Below are 16,577 nucleotides of genomic sequence, written 5' to 3' on the forward strand. Positions count from 1 at the left end.
CACTCTCTTCAAACTTGGTGTTAAAGAAAGTATCCTCTAGAGCGTGTTTGCAAACTAAGATGAAGTAAGCATCATGCTTGATAACACTATCATTCCTCTTTATTAACACCTTACATATTCAAAGAAATAGCAGTGCTAAACTATCTGACGACCACGTAGAAAGCTTTAATGAGTAACAGCCTCAGACCTGTTTCATCTACTTTCCAATCAACATACAGCCATATGCACCTCGTTCTTCGCCTCACTATAATTAAATTCCCTTATTCATCGCTCTGAAAATCCTAGTCTATTCCGTCCAATTTAGACTCACCCTATGACCTGCACCTGTAATTGGTATATATGTAGATTAGAGCTTAATTTCGACGCTTTCTGTCATTTTCCTTTTTTACAAATTGCAAATTAAAAATATACAACAAGCTATGTAAAAAAGGATCTTGAATAACGTCAAAAGACGAATTCAAGATCCTGAGTATTTATAATAATGCGGTCGAGAGGACTCGAACCTCCACGGGGGTTAGCCCACACGGACCTGAACCGTGCGCGTCTGCCAATTCCGCCACGACCGCGTATCTCGTTGTCGCCTTCACCAAGAAATGCGGCAACGAAATTTATGATATCACGTATAAGCAAGCGAGTCAACAAAAATGTGAATTGGCCCAAATCCAGCAGCGCTTACGAAAACATACTCGGGAGCTGATCCAAGTGCTGCCCCGTCCCCTGCATACTGTCCCTTCATGCTGATACTAGACGAGTTGAGACGAGTTGGAAATCCTCCCACTAATATGAGGAAAATGGCTGATTTTCAAGGTTTAACTGGAGGATTTCCTGCTAAATGGGAGTCTCTACAGGAAAGTAATCAGCAGCAACACCACAGCCAAAATGCCGGCAATGTACATCAGGCTTAGACTTAGCCAATTTCGGCCCGTCTGCTGGGTATAGCGGGAGTTCTCTTCTTTATTGCCCTGAGAGCGTCCAATCATGATTGTGAAGACCAGAGCCAACACTACAGCCAGAATAATAATTAAATACAGCCATTCCACAAGTATCACCTGCCCATGCCTCATAATGACAACGCTATACAGATTGAAGTGAGCCCAACTCAACCTTGGGTCCATTATATCGAAAGCGCTGTCTTTATGCATCCTATATGCGCAGTTCTTCTCCCGGCTTTGCAAAGAGAAAACGCAACATAGGACTTATCAGCGGATGCAGCACGGAAACATGACCTTCCCCGGTAAATTCGCTCCATTCCAGCCTGCTAAAGGCTTGATTGCGGTAAGGAAGCAGCCCACGGTAATACTCCTGGGCCGATTCGTAGATTCTATCATCCTGTGTCCCCACCATGATCATAAGCTCAGGCCCATGATCCAGCGAGCCTTCTCGCTGCTCCCATTCGGGGAGACGACGGAACAGCAGGCGGTCATCCCACCAAAGTGACGGGCTACCTGCGATATAAGAACGGAACATGTGGGGACGTGTCATCAGGGTATGGAGCGTGAAATATCCCCCAAGCGAGTGGCCAAACAACGACTGCCGCGAGCGATCAATGGGCAAACGCTGAGCAATCAGGGGCATCAACTCTTGTTCGATAAAATCAAGGAAGAACTCCGCTCCCCCATTTACCGGCCAGGCAGAGCCATCCGGGCGAAGCCCGTCCCGCTTGGCAAGCGTGGTCAGGTCGTAGAACCGCCGTTCTGCCACAAAGGGCCCCTCCGCTGGATAACCAATTCCTACGATCACCCCAGGCGGCAAGCCGCGAGGATGTCGCGTCACCAGCCGCATCGCTTCGGCCAAGGAACCGAAATAGGCGTTGCCATCCACGGCATACAATACCGGATAACCCTCAGGCGGAGCGGGCTTCAACGGAATATGGACGAAGATGCGGTAGGATAGTCCGGTAATGCCTGACACCAGGTCAATCTGCTCGGTGCCCAGCACAGTATAGGGGACTCCCCCAGCGCCTTCGGTAGGTACTGAGCCGGGGGAGGCTCCCCACACATTCCCGGAGGACGTTCCTAAACCACTCTCCGCATATCGATCCCGATCTGTGTGAGGAAATAACCAAGCCAAGGCTTCAGGAAATTGCTTGGCCATAAAGATGAAGTCATGCGTACCGCCATCCACAATCTCCAGCTTCAGCGACTGCGAATGTATCCCGCGAGCACGCCACTCGCGGCATAACGCGAGTGTATTCGGAACCATCTCGCGCTGACGATTCACCTTACTCTGCCCCTCCCGGTTCCCTACGGAGACATAGAAGGCCTGTTCCTTCGATGGAACAGGCCACTGCGCAAGCTGCGCCAGTGCCCCTTCGTACCAGAGGGAGGCAGATAGGAGACCGAAGCGGCCAAAGGCATCTGGCCGGAAATAAGCACCGAATAAAGAGATCAGTCCTCCGAGCGAGCCGCCGATAAGCCCCGTATGAGCAGGCTCCGGCTTTGTGCGATAGACCGAATCGATCCAGGGCTTGATTGAATCGGCCAGTTCATCCACATAAGCCCGCCCTGCTCCCCCGAATACCGGGCGTCCCTCCGTCACGGCATCGGTCGGCCAAGGCGTATATTCATCGTTGCGGTAAGCGGAATGGACACCGATTACGATGACCTCTTCGACCTTCTCTTCACAGAAGAGCCGCTCCATATAACGGAAGCAGGCTCCCATCAGCTTGCCTCCGTCATGCACATACACCGTAGGGTAAGACCGCTCCGATATCGCATAGGTAGGAGGAAGATAGATGGTCAGCTTGCGACCCTCCCACTCCCTGTCTTCCATAGTAGATTGTACATTCACGCGTGACTCCTCCTTTTCATTAAAGTTCATGCTCTACCTCTTCCCGGCTTACTTCCCTGAATCAACAGATAGACGAAATAGGGGGCACCGATCACGGAAATGACCACGCCTACGGGAAGCTGTGCTGGCAGGAAGAAGGTTCGACCGATAAAATCACCCGCCAGCACCAGGACCATCCCCAGCAGTCCGGCAAGCGGAAGAGCGAGACGGTTGTGAATGCCCACCAGACGATAAGCGATATGTGGCGCAATCAGGCCCACGAATCCAATCGTTCCTGCGACCGCCACCGTGGCGGCAGTCAGGCCCACGCTCATCCCCAGCAGGATGTTGCGCGTCTGCTTCAGTCCCATGCCCAAGCCCACCAGACTGTCGTCATTCAGACGAAGCAGATCCAGACGCCGGGATTGCCCCCATAATAAGGGCGCCAATATCAGCAGCCAAGGCAAAATGGTCTGAATATACAGCCAGTTGGCTGTATTCAAATTACCGGAAAGCCACATCGCCGCTCTCTCGAAATCCTGCGGATTCATCTTGAGCGAAACATACATCGTCATCGCTCCAAATCCCAGATTCACAGCAATCCCCACTAAAATCAGCCTACGCGGATCAAAGTTCCCTCGATGCTGAGCCAGCAGGTAGATCAAGCTCATCGAGAGCATCCCTCCGATGATCCCGAATATTGGCATAGCCATGACTGCCAAATTCCCCGTTAAGGAGATCATCCCCTGGAAGGAGAACATGAACAACACGACGAACAGACTGGCCCCGCTGTGGATGCCCAGAATGCCGGGATCGGCCAGCGGATTGCGGGTCAAGCTCTGAACGGCTGCCCCCGACAGGCCAAGAGCGAACCCAACCATCGCCCCCAGCACAATACGAGGCAAGCGGAATTGGAACACAACCAATTCAAAATCATTATTTTGACTCATTCCAAGTAAGGTCTTCAGGACCTCAGGAACGCTGACATCGAATTCACCATTCGTCATTCCCAGGTAAATCAGCAGACCAGCCAGCAATAAAGCAACTAAATAAGGAAGCCCTCGGCGGCTCATATTCTTCCACCCTTTCTCTTGATTAGATAGAGGAAGAACGGTACGCCAAATAGAGCGGTTACTACCCCAATCGGCGTCTCGAACGGGGCATTCAGGAACCGGGACAAAATATCGCAGAAGGCCAGGAATAGACCACCTAGTACCGCCGACAGGGGCAAGACCAGCCGGGTGCTGCGAACTGCCAGCCTGCGAGCAATATGCGGAATAACAAGACCAATGAATGCGATCTTCCCGGCGATGGCAACCGTAATGCCTGACAGCAAAGTGACACCAATCATGGCCAGTACCTTCACCAGTCTGGTCCGTACGCCCAATCCCTCAGCCTGCTCCTCGCCAAGGGAGAGCAGCGTAATGGAGCGGGACAGGCCGAATACAAGCAGGCCACCGACAAGTACGAACGGCAGAGACAACTTGATAAGCTCGGGGTCTAGCTGATAGAGACGCGAGTTGTACCAGAAGCTGATTTTTTGAGGAATATGATAGTACAGTGCCAAAGCATCCGCCGTTCCGTTCAGGAACATCCCGACCAGCGTCCCCAGAATGGCCAGGGTCACCGGGTCACCTCTTCCCGGCAGCATCCGCAGCAGACCAAATACGAGAGCCGCCCCCAAGGCCGAGCCGATCAGCGAGAAACCAATGAGTCCCACTCCCCCTCCGCTTGAGGGGAGGAAGATCATGGCCAGAGTCACGGCAAATACCGAGCCGTCCAGCACCCCCATTAACGATGGAGAAGCCAGGTCATTGCGGGTAATGCTCTGCATCACCACACCCGACAAAGCCAGACATGCCCCGATGAGCAGCGCCCCGAATACCCGGGGAAGCCGCGAGTGGCGAATGACCTGATGATCCACATTTCCCGGATCGAACTGAACGATGGCATGCCAAACATCAATGGGTTGAATAGACTTGGCTCCGTACAGAACGGAGCCCACAACGAGTAATAGAGCGATTGCCGGTGCCAATCCGAGGATTAACACCGGCAATCGATTAGATAAGCGCATCAATGAACCACCCATTTCACCTTATTCCAGGTTAGCGAGGAATGCCTTGAGGAGTTGAACCTTGCTGTACGCGGTTCCTCCTTGAGCTAGCGGATCGACTACATTGACATGCAATTGGTCATTCTTCACCGCTTCAATGCTGGAGAAGATCGGGTTCGCCTTCAGCTTGTCCAGCGCATCCGTGGCGTTGGCATTCTCATCCTCAGAGAATTGAATATAGAGCACGTCCGGATTCATCTCGGCCAGCTTCTCCACGGAGATCGTCGCCTGCTTCTCGGCGGCAGCAATCTCAGCCGGAGGCGTAATGCCCAGATCGGTATAGAGAATCGGATTGAAGAACAAGTCCGGTCCGTAAATGGCGAGCTCTCCACCCCGAATCCGGATAATGGCCACGCTCTTATCCTTCATGGAGGCCTCTATTTTAGCTTTACCGGTCTCCAGGTCTTGCTTGTACTGTTCAATAATCTGACCAGCCTCGCTCTCCTTGCCGGACAACTCGCCAAGCAGTGTCAGGTTAGCTTCCCAGTTCGTCGAGACATGGGAATACGGAATCGTAACAGCAATCTGCTCCAGCTTCTGCACAACCGCCTCATCGAACTTCGAGGTTCCGAGAATAACATCGGGCTTGAGTGACAGTATTTTCTCGAAGTTAGGCTCCGTCTTCTCTCCGATGGATTCAGCCTTGTCTGCAATGGAGGCATACAGCGGTGGGAACTCGCCGGAGAAAGAGACCATGCCGACAGGGTGAACATCCAGCAAGACAGCATCCTCCATAGCCTCAAGGGCTCCGGTAATCACGATACGTTCGGCGTTGGCAGGAACCACATACTCCTTGTCCAGGTATTTTATCGTCTTCGTGGCCGTAGAATCATCGGCAGTATTGGCTCCCGCATTGCCCGTATCCGCTTGCGCCGCGGAAGATGCATCCCCGCTTGTATTTGCGGATGTGTTAGCCGGTGCATTATTAGCACCGCACCCTACGGTAAGTACGAGTAGAACCGTTAACATAAAGCTGGCTATTTTGCGTTTCATATCTCTTTCGATCCCCTTCCGATCTTTAATTGATAATGTTTCTCAATTACTATGATAGAAAGATCGACCGTCAGGGGCCATAGACAAATTTCCTCTCAGGCATGGATATTTTGCGAATTCGACTTTTCAGGAACCGGAGAATCCATTCATTGAAGCCGAATAAGTATCCAACAATTGAATGAGATTGTCCCGAATGCGATCCAGCGCGATCGGCGAATACTCTCTCCAGGGACTGGAGGACAACAGATGCACCCGGTTGGAGCGGACGGCGGGCAGCGCCTGCCACTCTGGACTACGGCGCAGCTTCTTCCACTCCATCAGCGTTCGGGTATCCTGGCGCACCAGAATGAAGAGATGCTCTTCCTCCGCTGCCTCCAATTGCCGTAAGGTAACCCGCGCTTCCTCGTCTCCATCCTCTGGAGCCAGAGATGATCGCTGGAAACCTAGCTGACCATAAACAAAGTCTAAGGTGCCCGGTGAGCCAAGGCTAAACAAACCTTCCGCCGTCATTCTGGCAAATACAGCCGACGGGGCCTGGCCTCCGGCTGCTTCAACAATATGCAATCTGGCATGGGTAGCACGTTCCTCGAACTCTTCGATCCACCGCTTCGCTCTCTCTTCTACTCCAAGCACCTCGGCCAGCCCGCATAACCCCGCTCTCCAGCTATCCTTGGCTTCCTCCGGAAGAATGTACGCAGGGGCCAGATTCTCCAATTGCTCTCGCTCCTCTGATGTAAGGTCGGCAGGGCATACGATCAAGCTGGGCTGGGCTTCTCTTAAGCGCAACAGATTAGGATCGCCTGGAAGCCCGGAACGCCAGCCTTCCAGCGGATAAGGAATGTCCGTCCCGTATCGCTCCAGGTAATAACCGGACCATTTGGGATGTAAAGGAGCTGCCTGAGGGATGACGTCCAGCGCAAGCAAATAACCAATCCCCGCCGGGCCGCCATACACTGCGCTACGATCCTTGCGCTCCAATACATACTGCGAGGGGGACAATCCGTAGACACGTTTGAATAGACGACTGAAGTAAAATTCATCATCATAGCCAACGGCATGGGCTACATCCTTCAGCTTCTGGGAAGGCCGCAGCATAATGCGAATGGCTTGATGCAATCGGGTTCGGGTCAAATAATCATGCGGGCTCGTCCCGTAACGCTTGCGAAATAATGCGGCAAAACGTCTCGGGGCCATACCAGCGATAGCGGCAATTCGGTCGGTAGTCAAAGGCTCATCCAGATGCTCTTCAATATAATTTTTTGCACCTTCAATGGGATCGGTATAGCCCTTCCAGGGCTTCCATTGGCCTTCAATCACTTCGAGCATGAACTCCATCATCTCGATTTGTGCACGGCAGCGACTAACCGGATCATCGCAGCCAAACAGACTACAGATAGAGCGGCAGCGTTCAAGGGACTTGACGGCTTGTGGCAGCCAAATCTCTTCAGGGAACGGAAATAGCTCATGTCCGCCAACCGGCTCAAGATGGCCCTTGGCGGTTGCAGAAGGGCGGTATATGCCGATTCTAAGCACGGCAACAGAAGCCGACTCTCCATCGGAGTTCAGGGAGATCGTTTCCCCCGGTTTGCATACGTACAGCATGCCGGACTTGAGCTGGCAACTGCCCTGTCCCCGTTCCAGTTGACATGATCCTTCGGCAAGGAGCAGGAAGGTCGGATGGATCACCATTTCCTGTGTGAAGCCTTCCCCGGCCTCTGGCCCGCTTCGCTGAAGCTCCGCATCGTAAAGGCGAAAGGTTAACCTGCTGATATCTTGTGAGTAGGATTCTAAGTGTATAGCCAAGGTCTTCTCTCCCTCCTATATTGCTGATTTGCCTAACTGATATAGTTGAACTTATATTTTATGCAAGGAAGCAGACGAGAAAATGTTCTTACGATCGCTGTTGCTCATGGATTTCTTCCTATTTAATAAATTCTTATGAGGTAGAAATCCACTCCCAAAGGCGAACGCTCCGCTTCTTCCAGAATCATTTTCTCTCTTGCTTGTCATGCCTATTCTTTTGGTTCAACTGAATAGAAAATATTAATAGCAGCTAGAGAAGCGTTTATAATTTATAATTAATAATGAATATCATTATCAATTATAACGGAGAGATTCCCTTCTTGGCTATGCATATGAGTTATTACGGTTAAAGTTCAGTTTCACCCAGGCTTAGGCACCTCTCCCCTCGCCGCTTAATATATTGTACAAAAGCGGAAGGGAGATGAAGCATGGAACTTAATACAGCTCAAGCACAGCGTGCTCTATTTCTGGCTGCCGTCTGCCAGCAGACATACAAGCAATTCTCCAACCTGGACGGATCCTTTGTGCTTCCTTACGGGTACTCACTATTTGATGTCATTGAAGCGGAATCACTGGTTGGCGTCTGGGAACGATTTGGCTTTATTTTGCAAACGGATGACGAGATTATCCTTGCTTTTCGTGGCAGCAGTTCAGCCCCCAACTGGGTCGCTGATGTCATCGCCACTCAGCGGAAGCCCAAATGGAGCAAGACCGCTTGCCTGACGCATCGCGGCTTCACCAATATCTACGATTCCGCCCGTAAACATATCCATTCCCTACTCAACCGCCTGTCAGAGCATAAGAAGCTCTACATTACCGGTCATAGTCTGGGGGCAGCGCTCGCCACCCTGTGTGCCTTCGACATCGCTCTGAACACGAACCGGACGCCGATTCTGTTCACATACGCCTCCCCGCGGGTTGGCGACCCTGACTTCATGAATCTCTTCACCAAGCAAGTGCCTAACAGCTACCGGATTTCCAACGCTTTTGATGCCGTCACCCATGCCCCACCGAATGTCTTCAAGTTGCCGAAGCAGGACAAAACCTATTACTACAGCCACGTTCCTGCCGATTATCCGCTGCATTTTGCGAGCTTGTCCCTGTCCGACAACCACAGCCTGGGTAACTACTTTGCCGAGTTGACCAAGCTGGACCCGCTCTTCGTGCAGCGCCTGGAGCAAGCTAATCCGGGATTTTGTCCCGTTCCTGAAGCGGTGGTATAAGAAGATGTCCCTCCAACTAAAACAAGCTTCCAAGGCAGCTATAAGGCTGCTCTGGAAGCTTGTGTTTATCATTTACTTCTGGCTACGCAATTGTTCAATACATGCTTCAATCCGCTGCGGGACTTCCACTTTTAATTGCTCCCATGTTACGAAGAGGCTTGGGTCCAGACGATATTCCTGGAATTCCATAGAGGGAGTAAAGGCATTCCTTGTAAGTTCCGCGTTGACCAAACGGTCTTTCTCTTCATTGCTTTCATAGATGCCGTCAAAGGCACCCGTGACAATCAGACCTCTCTTATGAGCTTCGGCCTTAGTACACTCCATCAAATCCGGGATTAAATAGAACATCTCCGGGTCGGGCAGAAAAGCATGCTTTCCCGGTTGAGAATAAAGCTTCACATGTGTCCCCTCCAAATTGCTGTCATCCCTTAGAAGCCCCTTAAAGTAACGCCCATGGAAGCTCGCATCGCAATCCACCACATGACCCTCTTGATCCACATAAATCCACACATGCTCCAGCTCATATAGATGCTGAATGTCATAATCCCAGTAAATCGCATATTCGATGACATACTTCAAATCCTTGGCTTGAAAATCAAAAGACCTACGGAACGAAGGCGAAGCTCCGGACTTGTCCAGCACCGTAACCCCAACCCGTACCGGGAAGAAAGGCTCCAAAGTGTCGAAATACAAGATTGGCGCATATTCCCGAACCAGATCCATTGTGAAATTATCCATTTTTGCAGTCTCCTTTTAATGGCTTAATATATGTGTTGCCCAGCTTATTCCTTGACCGCACCGACCTGAGAGCCCGCGATAAAGTAGCGTTGAAGCCACGGATATACTAATAAAATCGGTACCGTGGCAAGCATGATGCTAGCCGATTTGATGCTCTCTGGGAGAATTTTGATATACTGTGTACCTTCCGTGATGGTCGTGTCGTTCGTCATACTGTTCTGGACGATTTGATACAGCTTCAACTGAATGGGGAACTGTTTGGGGTCCGTAATGTAATATAACGAGTCCATAAATCCGTTCCAACGGCCAACCGCATAAAACAAGCCAATGGTAGCCATAACCGGCAGAGACAGGGGTAAGACAACCTGCACTAAACTTCGTAAATGTCCTGCCCCGTCCATTTCTGATGCCTCCAGCAGCGCAGTTGGAATGGCCCGGAAGAACGTAATCGTAATCATCAAGAAGAATGGATTGATCAGTATGGGCAAAATTAATGACCACATGGTGTTCGTTAGTCCCAGCTCTTTAACCAGCATATATTCCGGTATAGGCCCGCCACTAAAAAACATCGTGACAATAATGAGTACCATCATCTGTTTACGTCCCTTCAGCTTGTCTTTGGACAACGGAAAGGCGGCTGCTATGGTCATCAACAAAGCGAACAGCGTATAGGATATGGTAAGCACAATACTGTATAGCAAAGATCGAATCATTGATGCATCGCCAAGCACTTGTTTATAAGCATTGAGATTAAAGTCAACGGGGAGTAACGAGACCTTCCCCGAGAGAATAGCTGAATTCGAACTCAGCGAGAGAGCAAAAATATGCACAAACGGGGCCAGACATAGGAAGATGGCTATGATCATGAAGACGCGTATCGTTGCTTGTGCGGCTACACTTTGATCATTCAAATTCATGTTCCTTCTCCCCTTTCTTAGAAAATTCCTCTTCCTGTCCATCTCCGCGCTAACGTATTGGCACTGAACAAGAAGACTAACCCGACGACCGATTGAAATAATCCTACCGCAGCCGCCATGGAGAACTGCCCACTGGTCATACCCAGTTGGTAGACAAAGGTACTAAGTACCCTGGAGGTATCCCCGACACTGGCATTCCCAAGTACATAGGGACGATCAAAGCCAATTTGGACGATATCCCCAACCTTGATAATCAGCATAAGGATAATGGTCGGCGCAATTCCGGGAAGTGTAATGTTCCACATTCTCCTTGTTCTTGTCGCTCCGTCCATCGCAGCGGCTTCATACAGTTCAGGATTAATGGACGTAATCGCAGCCAAATAGATGATGGTCCCCCAGCCCGCGCTTTGCCATACACCCACAAGCAAGTAGGTGATAAGCCAGCTTCCCGAATTCGTCAGGAACGGGATCGGCCCAATACCCAAGGCTCCAAGCATTTCATTTAGAAAACCATTATTCGTGGCAAATACCTGATAGACAATTCCGCCTATAATCACCCAGGAAATGAAATGAGGCAGGTACAACACCGTCTGTGCGAACCTTTTAAATAGCGATAACCGCAATTCATTCAAGATGAGAGCCAACAGTATCGGTGCTGGAAAAGACACGATCAAATCCAAAAAGTTCAGTATAAACGTATTTTTTAGCGAATTCCAAAAGTTGTCCATCGCAAAAATTTGTCTAAAGGTATCCAGGCCGCTCCAAGGGCTCTTCATCACACCCTGGAAGATGTTGTACTCCTTGAAGGCAATGATGACACCGTACATGGAGCCGTAGCGAAATATGATAAAAAAGGACAGAGGTAACGCCAACAGCATGTACAGTTGCCAATTCAGCCGCAAGTGCCTTCCTACGTTCTTCACCTCTACTTGCACCACCCCTGTGTTATTACTACTTCAACGCTGCGTAAGCCTGAATGCGTTCATCCAGAATTTGCTGACCGCCACTCTTCATGTATTGATCCATCATGGATTGATAGGTTGCCTCAAAATCCTGTGGACTTGCCATCACTACTTTGACAAGCATTTCGTTATACAGATCGCCCAGAATTGCCCCATACTTGATCTCTGCTTCAATAGGATCGGGGAAGCGTATTTGATCTATAGTATCGGTCTCTCCGATTTCATAAGATTTTTCGGCTCGTGCACGGAATTGCTCGGCCACACTCGATACCATTGCTTTTCTATTCATTTCAGCATTTCCATAGTCCACGGCACTGGTCATCAGTTCAATATCACCGGCATTGTACATGCGATCGGCAACTTCCTGCGAGTCAATGCGCTGTGGAACGCCATCCACTAATGTATAGTCTTGGCCTTCCGTTCCGTTCAGAATGGTACTCATGACTTCCTCGGAAGCCAGCCAGTTCAGATACTTGACCGCTTCCACCGCTCGCTCACTTTTGGCGGGGACCATGATATAGAAATTGTTCGGCAAATAACCTGGTTTGGCATGCTTGCCTTCACTGTTTGTATACGGATCTACCGGCACAAGATTAGCGGCTGGCTCACTGGCGATGAGTTTGGCTGCTATGCCTGGAGTTGAATTATAGGTTTTACCCGTATCTTCGCTATACAAGCCAACTTTGCCGTTCATAATATCTTCATTCAACTGATTCCCATCGGTATCAAGTGCAAAGTCCGGGCTCATCAAGTCCTCATTATACATTTGGTTGAGGAACTTCAAGCCTGCCTTGAAGCCAGGCAGCAGAACCGGAAAATCCGTAGCCCCAAGCTGCTGGGTCAATGTGTATCTTTGTTCTTCATTCAGCGGTTCTACAAACGACCACATAATGGGCTCAATGGAGCTTTGGCGAAGTGCAAATCCAAGTGGAATGGCATCCGGCTTGGCTGCCTTGATCGCTTTGAGGACCTCATAGGTTTCTTCTGTAGTTGCCGGCATTTGCAGGTTCAACTCATCCAGCCAGTCCTGACGGATAATAGAGGTGTAGCGGCCTTGATATACGCGTTTACCAGGAATGGAGTAAATTTTCCCGTCTACCTTCCCCATCTCCAGCACATCGCCAAGGTAGCTTTTTAAATTAGGTCCATGCTCATCAATGATGTCTGTTAGATCCATCAAGCCACCTTGCTTAGCAAAGTTATAAGGTAACAGATTGTCTGTGGATGCAAATACGATATCCGGGGCATCTTCACTGGCCATCATCACGTTAACCTTCTCGGTAGCCCCCGATCTTGGAATAGGAACAAACTCCACATCAATATAACTCTCTACTGCCCCAAAGCTGTCCTTCACCCAATTGGTCCAATAGTTATTTGTCACTGTGACGCCGGACGGGCTATTTCCACGGTCAAAAATGCCAACCTTTAAGGTCACTCTCTCTTGCGGAACGTTCGCACCAGTATCAGGTACGTTCTGCTGCTCTGAACCACAGCCTGCAAGCAATCCCGCTGTCAGAATAATCGAGCCTGCCAAACCCCACATTTTTTTTAACAACACGCTTCCACTCCTCATACTTTTTTTGGTTTCAGGCTGCCGTGTAGCAGTCCCTATATCCGTTATAGCTTCCGGGTACGAGCACCGGCAATTCACAAAATTCCGTATCATCTATATAGGGCCGAAAGCCTTATCCAGCAAGGGTTTGTCGTTAATGCAAGAGTGTCTCTCTACCATTTGGTTTATTGAATAAAAAAAGCCATCAGTGATCTGATGGGCCTTTCTTCAATAGATGGCAAGCTCGCCAATATCCAGCGGCTCGCATTTACTTTTTCTGTATTCTCCCGGCGATAATCCCGTCGCTTTTTTAAACACCCGGCCAAAGGAAATCGCATGCAGATATCCCACCTCACGGGCCACTTCCTGCACCGGGGCATCCGTTTCAAGTAATAGACGGCTCGCCTTATGAAGTCTTAGGCCAGCCACAAACTCGCTGTAGTTAATTTTGAATTCTTCCTTAAAGAGCTGACTAGCATATTTACCATTAATCCCGACAGCTTCGCTGACCCGATCAAGCGATAGCTCCGGATCTGAATAACTCGTTTCAATATAAGTGCGAATTTGCTGAGCCAGGCGACGCTGGCTTCGATTTTCGTTCTCAAGAAGAACTTCTTTGAACGTCGCGCCAAGCAAGCTGAGGCAAGATTCCCTGATTTCGTTTAGCTGTTCAGAATGCTTGATCTTCGCTAACAGCTTGGGATATATATGCTCTGCCCAATATTGACGAATGTCTATCGTCCTGCTTTCGATCATAATTTCAAAACGCGAAACGAGCAGAGCCAGCAGCATTCTGACATGTTCATCTGATAATTTTTGCTTGTCCAATTCATCAAAATACTGATTGAGAACAGGCTCCCAACCCTCCGACAGCGATTTAAACTTCTCGGCTGCTTCTTCAGTCAGTTGGAGGAAGTCCTTGCCCAGTGCCAATTCTCGCCCAGCCACTTCTTTGCTGGCAAGCACCCTTCCACCGCCAGATGTTAATTTATGCTGCAAAGCAAACAATGCCTGCTTATAGGCCTTGTGCACGTGACGGAGCAAGGTGACGCTCTGACCAACGCCAATGGTTACCGACCATTCGAGCCTGGCTTGAATTAAATCAAAAATGGACTGAGCGGTCAGGAAATGTATATCCCCCGCCAATTCACCTGGTAAGCTCGTCATCACCGTCAGCCGCTTACTCATCGTCCATTCCGTCCACACGTGACAGTGATGTTCCTCCGCCCATTGCTTGACCATATTCAGAAGGTTCTGTTTAACTTCGTCTTTTCTTCCCGACAAGCTTAATTGCTCGTACCCATCGATTTCAATGATCATCAAAGCAAGGGTATTCCCCTGTTCTCCCACGCCATAGTGCTTGCTTTCTTCTTCCATAATGGACACTGGGATAGCTTGCTCTTCATCATAAAGGAGTTCGCGGAAAAAATGCTGTTTGAGCTGTTCCTTCGCCTTCGCCTGCTGCTGACTGTATTCCTTCATATGATCGGTCCATTTGGTGATAGTTTCACCGATAATGGCGTACTCGTCCTGTCCATGGGAAGAATGAAGCGCAGGCAGCCCTGAAGCTTCAATTTGACTCAAAATTTGCTTCAAAGGTCTAAAGGTTTTGCGGAAATAAATAATAAAGCAACTCAGAATGGCAAGGATGCCTGCCATAATAGTCAAATTGCGAATAACCACGGCTTGCTCGGCTGCGCGAAATAGTGAGTCATCCAACAACCGGCTTTCTATTTTCCAGCCTGGACCGGTCAACATCGTTTCATTTTGCAAGGACAAGTCTTTGCTTCTATCATCTATTAAATAAGTTGGCGGAAGATTGCTATAGAGTGGCATATCCTCTGCATCCGTAACGAGGACAGAGAGCTTGTCGGAAAAATTACCCGCTGCCGCACGACTAAACAAGTCCTTAAGCTTCAGACTGACAACGAGTGCACCGTCACTCCCGCTGAAGCTACTCATATTCTTGGCTAACGAAACCACCTGCTCCGCTGGTACGGAGAGTGGATATTCTGACAGTTCTCTTGCTGATGACCACTTATTATAGGCCCCGTCGGCAAGCAAAGATTGGAGATATTCACGGTCATGAAATTGGGACGCTGCATTCTTATATCCTGTAGACAAGATTTGCTGATCCTGACCACGATATAAATAAACGGATTGAAGCAGTTTGTTCTCATCCAGCAAGGCTCTAAGCTCCTGACTGGCATAATAGTCTGTCATCGACAGCTTGGTGTCGTCGGTCCTTAGCAAAAAGCGGTTCATGTATCCGTTCTTGACCATACGTAAGGAGAGCTGCTTATCAAGCTCCTTCAACTGACGTTCAATAGATTGGCTGAAAGCCTTTATGTCATCACGCTGCTCCAGGTTTTGCTGCTGTGCAGCTACAATGTACGAATTACAGGCAGATACAATCAGGAAAGTTAAAATGGCTGTGAAAACAACGGGCAAGTAGATCCATACCCACACTTTTGTCCATTTACTCATTGTCTTCATCGTCCAGTCTCCTCTCCGCTGCCTATCGCTCGTTTCAACACTTCACTTTGCAAGTTTGGACAAAATCAGGTCATGACTCGCATGAATATCTTCTGGAGAGCATGCTGCCTTAAGCTCATATACCTTAACCTTGGCCTGCTCAATCGCCGGTAGAAAACGGTTGAAATCGACAGGGTCCCCACTGTGAATGTAAGGACACCAGTGATCCGAAAGCTCTACCGTTTCATGAATGTGCACCCCGTAAATGTAAGGCAACACTTGACTAAGATGAATAGCGTTATCGTACAGACCCATGCGTTCCATCATCGTGGCATGTCCGATGTCATACCACAGATGAACTCCCGCCCCTGCCAGATTGACACAAATTTCTTTAGCCTCCATCAGGGTAGGCATCTGATTGCAGCGGGACCTTGTCTCGATGCCAATCTTAACGTCCCACCCTTTACGAGCTGCCACTTCACATACTTCCTCAAGGCTTTGCTGGATCTTCTTCTGATAACCCAAAGCCTCCTTGCTACGATGAGCGATCATTTCGTCCCAAAGCTGTTGGTAGGCCTGTGAATGCTTGCCTTGTTCATGGTAAATCTCTTTGAGCGTAGCATCTATATTCGTATCAAACGGAACCTCTCCCGGATGCACAACTACAGCCTGGGCTCCGTAACGATGAGCATATTCCATGGAACCGAGTAACAGCTCCATCGCTTTTTGCCGTTTATCTTCATCCTTGAATCCCAGCAGCACGGAATCGGTACCATAATCGGGATCACTCACATATGGAAACGTATTGTGTACGCTGGACACCCCGATTTCGCCCCGCTCAATCATTGGTTCAATGGTTCTCAGATGTTCCTGCGTCACATTGTAGTTCAACTCTACCCGGCGGAATCCAAGCTTACGAATGTCCTCTATCATACCTGCTCCGTCCTGCTCGAAACGTTTGATATTCCAGCAAGTGGAGAACGAATATTCACCTTTGTCCAAGCCAGTCAATAGCCACACTACCTTTCACTT

The 16,577-nt window shown here is 49.5% G+C and carries 13 protein-coding genes and 1 tRNA gene; 1 reads left to right on the forward strand and 13 read right to left on the reverse strand.

The features are described from left to right. Positions 1 to 482: 482 nt before the first annotated feature. The 7 genes from AC1VOR_RS03770 to AC1VOR_RS03800 form a co-directional block, all read right to left on the reverse strand. Positions 483 to 566: transfer RNA gene (locus tag AC1VOR_RS03770), tRNA-Leu, on the reverse strand. Between the two features lie 276 nt (positions 567 to 842). Further along, the gene (locus AC1VOR_RS03775) at positions 843 to 1,049 is read right to left on the reverse strand and encodes a hypothetical protein (RefSeq protein ID WP_059054061.1); all 207 of its coding nucleotides are present in this window, start codon (positions 1,047 to 1,049) and stop codon (positions 843 to 845) included. Between the two features lie 94 nt (positions 1,050 to 1,143). Beyond that, the gene (locus AC1VOR_RS03780) at positions 1,144 to 2,790 is read right to left on the reverse strand and encodes an alpha/beta hydrolase (protein ID WP_482615933.1); all 1,647 of its coding nucleotides are present in this window, start codon (positions 2,788 to 2,790) and stop codon (positions 1,144 to 1,146) included. Between the two features lie 26 nt (positions 2,791 to 2,816). Beyond that, positions 2,817 to 3,842 (reverse strand): FecCD family ABC transporter permease, encoded by a 1,026-nt coding sequence (locus AC1VOR_RS03785; RefSeq protein WP_482615934.1) that lies wholly within the window; start codon positions 3,840 to 3,842, stop codon positions 2,817 to 2,819. Then, a complete protein-coding gene (locus AC1VOR_RS03790) occupies positions 3,839 to 4,843 on the reverse strand; it encodes a FecCD family ABC transporter permease (protein WP_482615935.1) in 1,005 nt (334 codons plus the stop codon). Before AC1VOR_RS03790 ends, AC1VOR_RS03785 begins: the two co-directional genes overlap by 4 nt. A gap of 21 nt (positions 4,844 to 4,864) precedes the next feature. Beyond that, positions 4,865 to 5,875, reverse strand: a complete 1,011-nt coding sequence (locus AC1VOR_RS03795; protein WP_482615936.1) for an ABC transporter substrate-binding protein — start codon at positions 5,873 to 5,875, stop codon at positions 4,865 to 4,867. Positions 5,876 to 6,001: 126 nt separating this feature from the next. Further along, the gene (locus tag AC1VOR_RS03800) at positions 6,002 to 7,678 is read right to left on the reverse strand and encodes a helix-turn-helix domain-containing protein (RefSeq protein WP_482615937.1); all 1,677 of its coding nucleotides are present in this window, start codon (positions 7,676 to 7,678) and stop codon (positions 6,002 to 6,004) included. A 428-nt stretch (positions 7,679 to 8,106) separates the two neighbouring features. Between AC1VOR_RS03800 and AC1VOR_RS03805 the strand changes: the two genes are divergently transcribed. Continuing rightward, positions 8,107 to 8,901 carry a lipase family protein gene (locus AC1VOR_RS03805; RefSeq protein ID WP_482615938.1) on the forward strand — a complete coding sequence of 265 codons (795 nt, stop codon included), beginning with the start codon at positions 8,107 to 8,109 and terminating at the stop codon, positions 8,899 to 8,901. A gap of 72 nt (positions 8,902 to 8,973) precedes the next feature. Here the strand turns inward: AC1VOR_RS03805 and AC1VOR_RS03810 are convergent, their stop codons facing one another. From AC1VOR_RS03810 to AC1VOR_RS03835, 6 genes are all read right to left on the reverse strand, one after another. Then, positions 8,974 to 9,639 (reverse strand): hypothetical protein, encoded by a 666-nt coding sequence (locus tag AC1VOR_RS03810; RefSeq protein ID WP_482615939.1) that lies wholly within the window; start codon positions 9,637 to 9,639, stop codon positions 8,974 to 8,976. Between the two features lie 44 nt (positions 9,640 to 9,683). Beyond that, positions 9,684 to 10,556: a carbohydrate ABC transporter permease gene (locus tag AC1VOR_RS03815; protein WP_482615940.1), complete on the reverse strand. Its 873-nt coding sequence runs from the start codon at positions 10,554 to 10,556 to the stop codon at positions 9,684 to 9,686. Between the two features lie 17 nt (positions 10,557 to 10,573). Then, on the reverse strand, positions 10,574 to 11,434 hold the full coding sequence (locus AC1VOR_RS03820) for an ABC transporter permease (protein WP_482616396.1): 861 nt from the start codon (positions 11,432 to 11,434) through the stop codon (positions 10,574 to 10,576). Positions 11,435 to 11,507: 73 nt separating this feature from the next. Further along, on the reverse strand, positions 11,508 to 13,076 hold the full coding sequence (locus AC1VOR_RS03825; protein ID WP_482615941.1) for an extracellular solute-binding protein: 1,569 nt from the start codon (positions 13,074 to 13,076) through the stop codon (positions 11,508 to 11,510). 222 nt (positions 13,077 to 13,298) lie between these two features. Continuing rightward, positions 13,299 to 15,566, reverse strand: a complete 2,268-nt coding sequence (locus AC1VOR_RS03830) for a helix-turn-helix domain-containing protein (RefSeq protein WP_482615942.1) — start codon at positions 15,564 to 15,566, stop codon at positions 13,299 to 13,301. A 42-nt stretch (positions 15,567 to 15,608) separates the two neighbouring features. After that, positions 15,609 to 16,565 (reverse strand): sugar phosphate isomerase/epimerase family protein, encoded by a 957-nt coding sequence (locus tag AC1VOR_RS03835; RefSeq protein WP_482615943.1) that lies wholly within the window; start codon positions 16,563 to 16,565, stop codon positions 15,609 to 15,611. Positions 16,566 to 16,577: the final 12 nt, after the last annotated feature.

This window comes from Paenibacillus sp. 1SOY10 (genome assembly GCF_056836745.1).

Bases quoted from the DNA above. Each gene is read 5' to 3' on its own strand.
- AC1VOR_RS03820 (WP_482616396.1), bottom strand. From the start codon at position 11,434: ATGCTGTTGGCGTTACCTCTGTCCTTTTTTATCATATTTCGCTACGGC.
- AC1VOR_RS03785 (WP_482615934.1), bottom strand. From the start codon at position 3,842: ATGAGCCGCCGAGGGCTTCCTTATTTAGTTGCTTTATTGCTGGCTGGT.
- AC1VOR_RS03795 (WP_482615936.1), bottom strand. From the start codon at position 5,875: ATGAAACGCAAAATAGCCAGCTTTATGTTAACGGTTCTACTCGTACTT.
- AC1VOR_RS03805 (WP_482615938.1), top strand. From the start codon at position 8,107: ATGGAACTTAATACAGCTCAAGCACAGCGTGCTCTATTTCTGGCTGCC.
- AC1VOR_RS03830 (WP_482615942.1), bottom strand. From the start codon at position 15,566: ATGAAGACAATGAGTAAATGGACAAAAGTGTGGGTATGGATCTACTTG.
- AC1VOR_RS03790 (WP_482615935.1), bottom strand. From the start codon at position 4,843: ATGCGCTTATCTAATCGATTGCCGGTGTTAATCCTCGGATTGGCACCG.
- AC1VOR_RS03815 (WP_482615940.1), bottom strand. From the start codon at position 10,556: ATGAATTTGAATGATCAAAGTGTAGCCGCACAAGCAACGATACGCGTC.
- AC1VOR_RS03810 (WP_482615939.1), bottom strand. From the start codon at position 9,639: ATGGATAATTTCACAATGGATCTGGTTCGGGAATATGCGCCAATCTTG.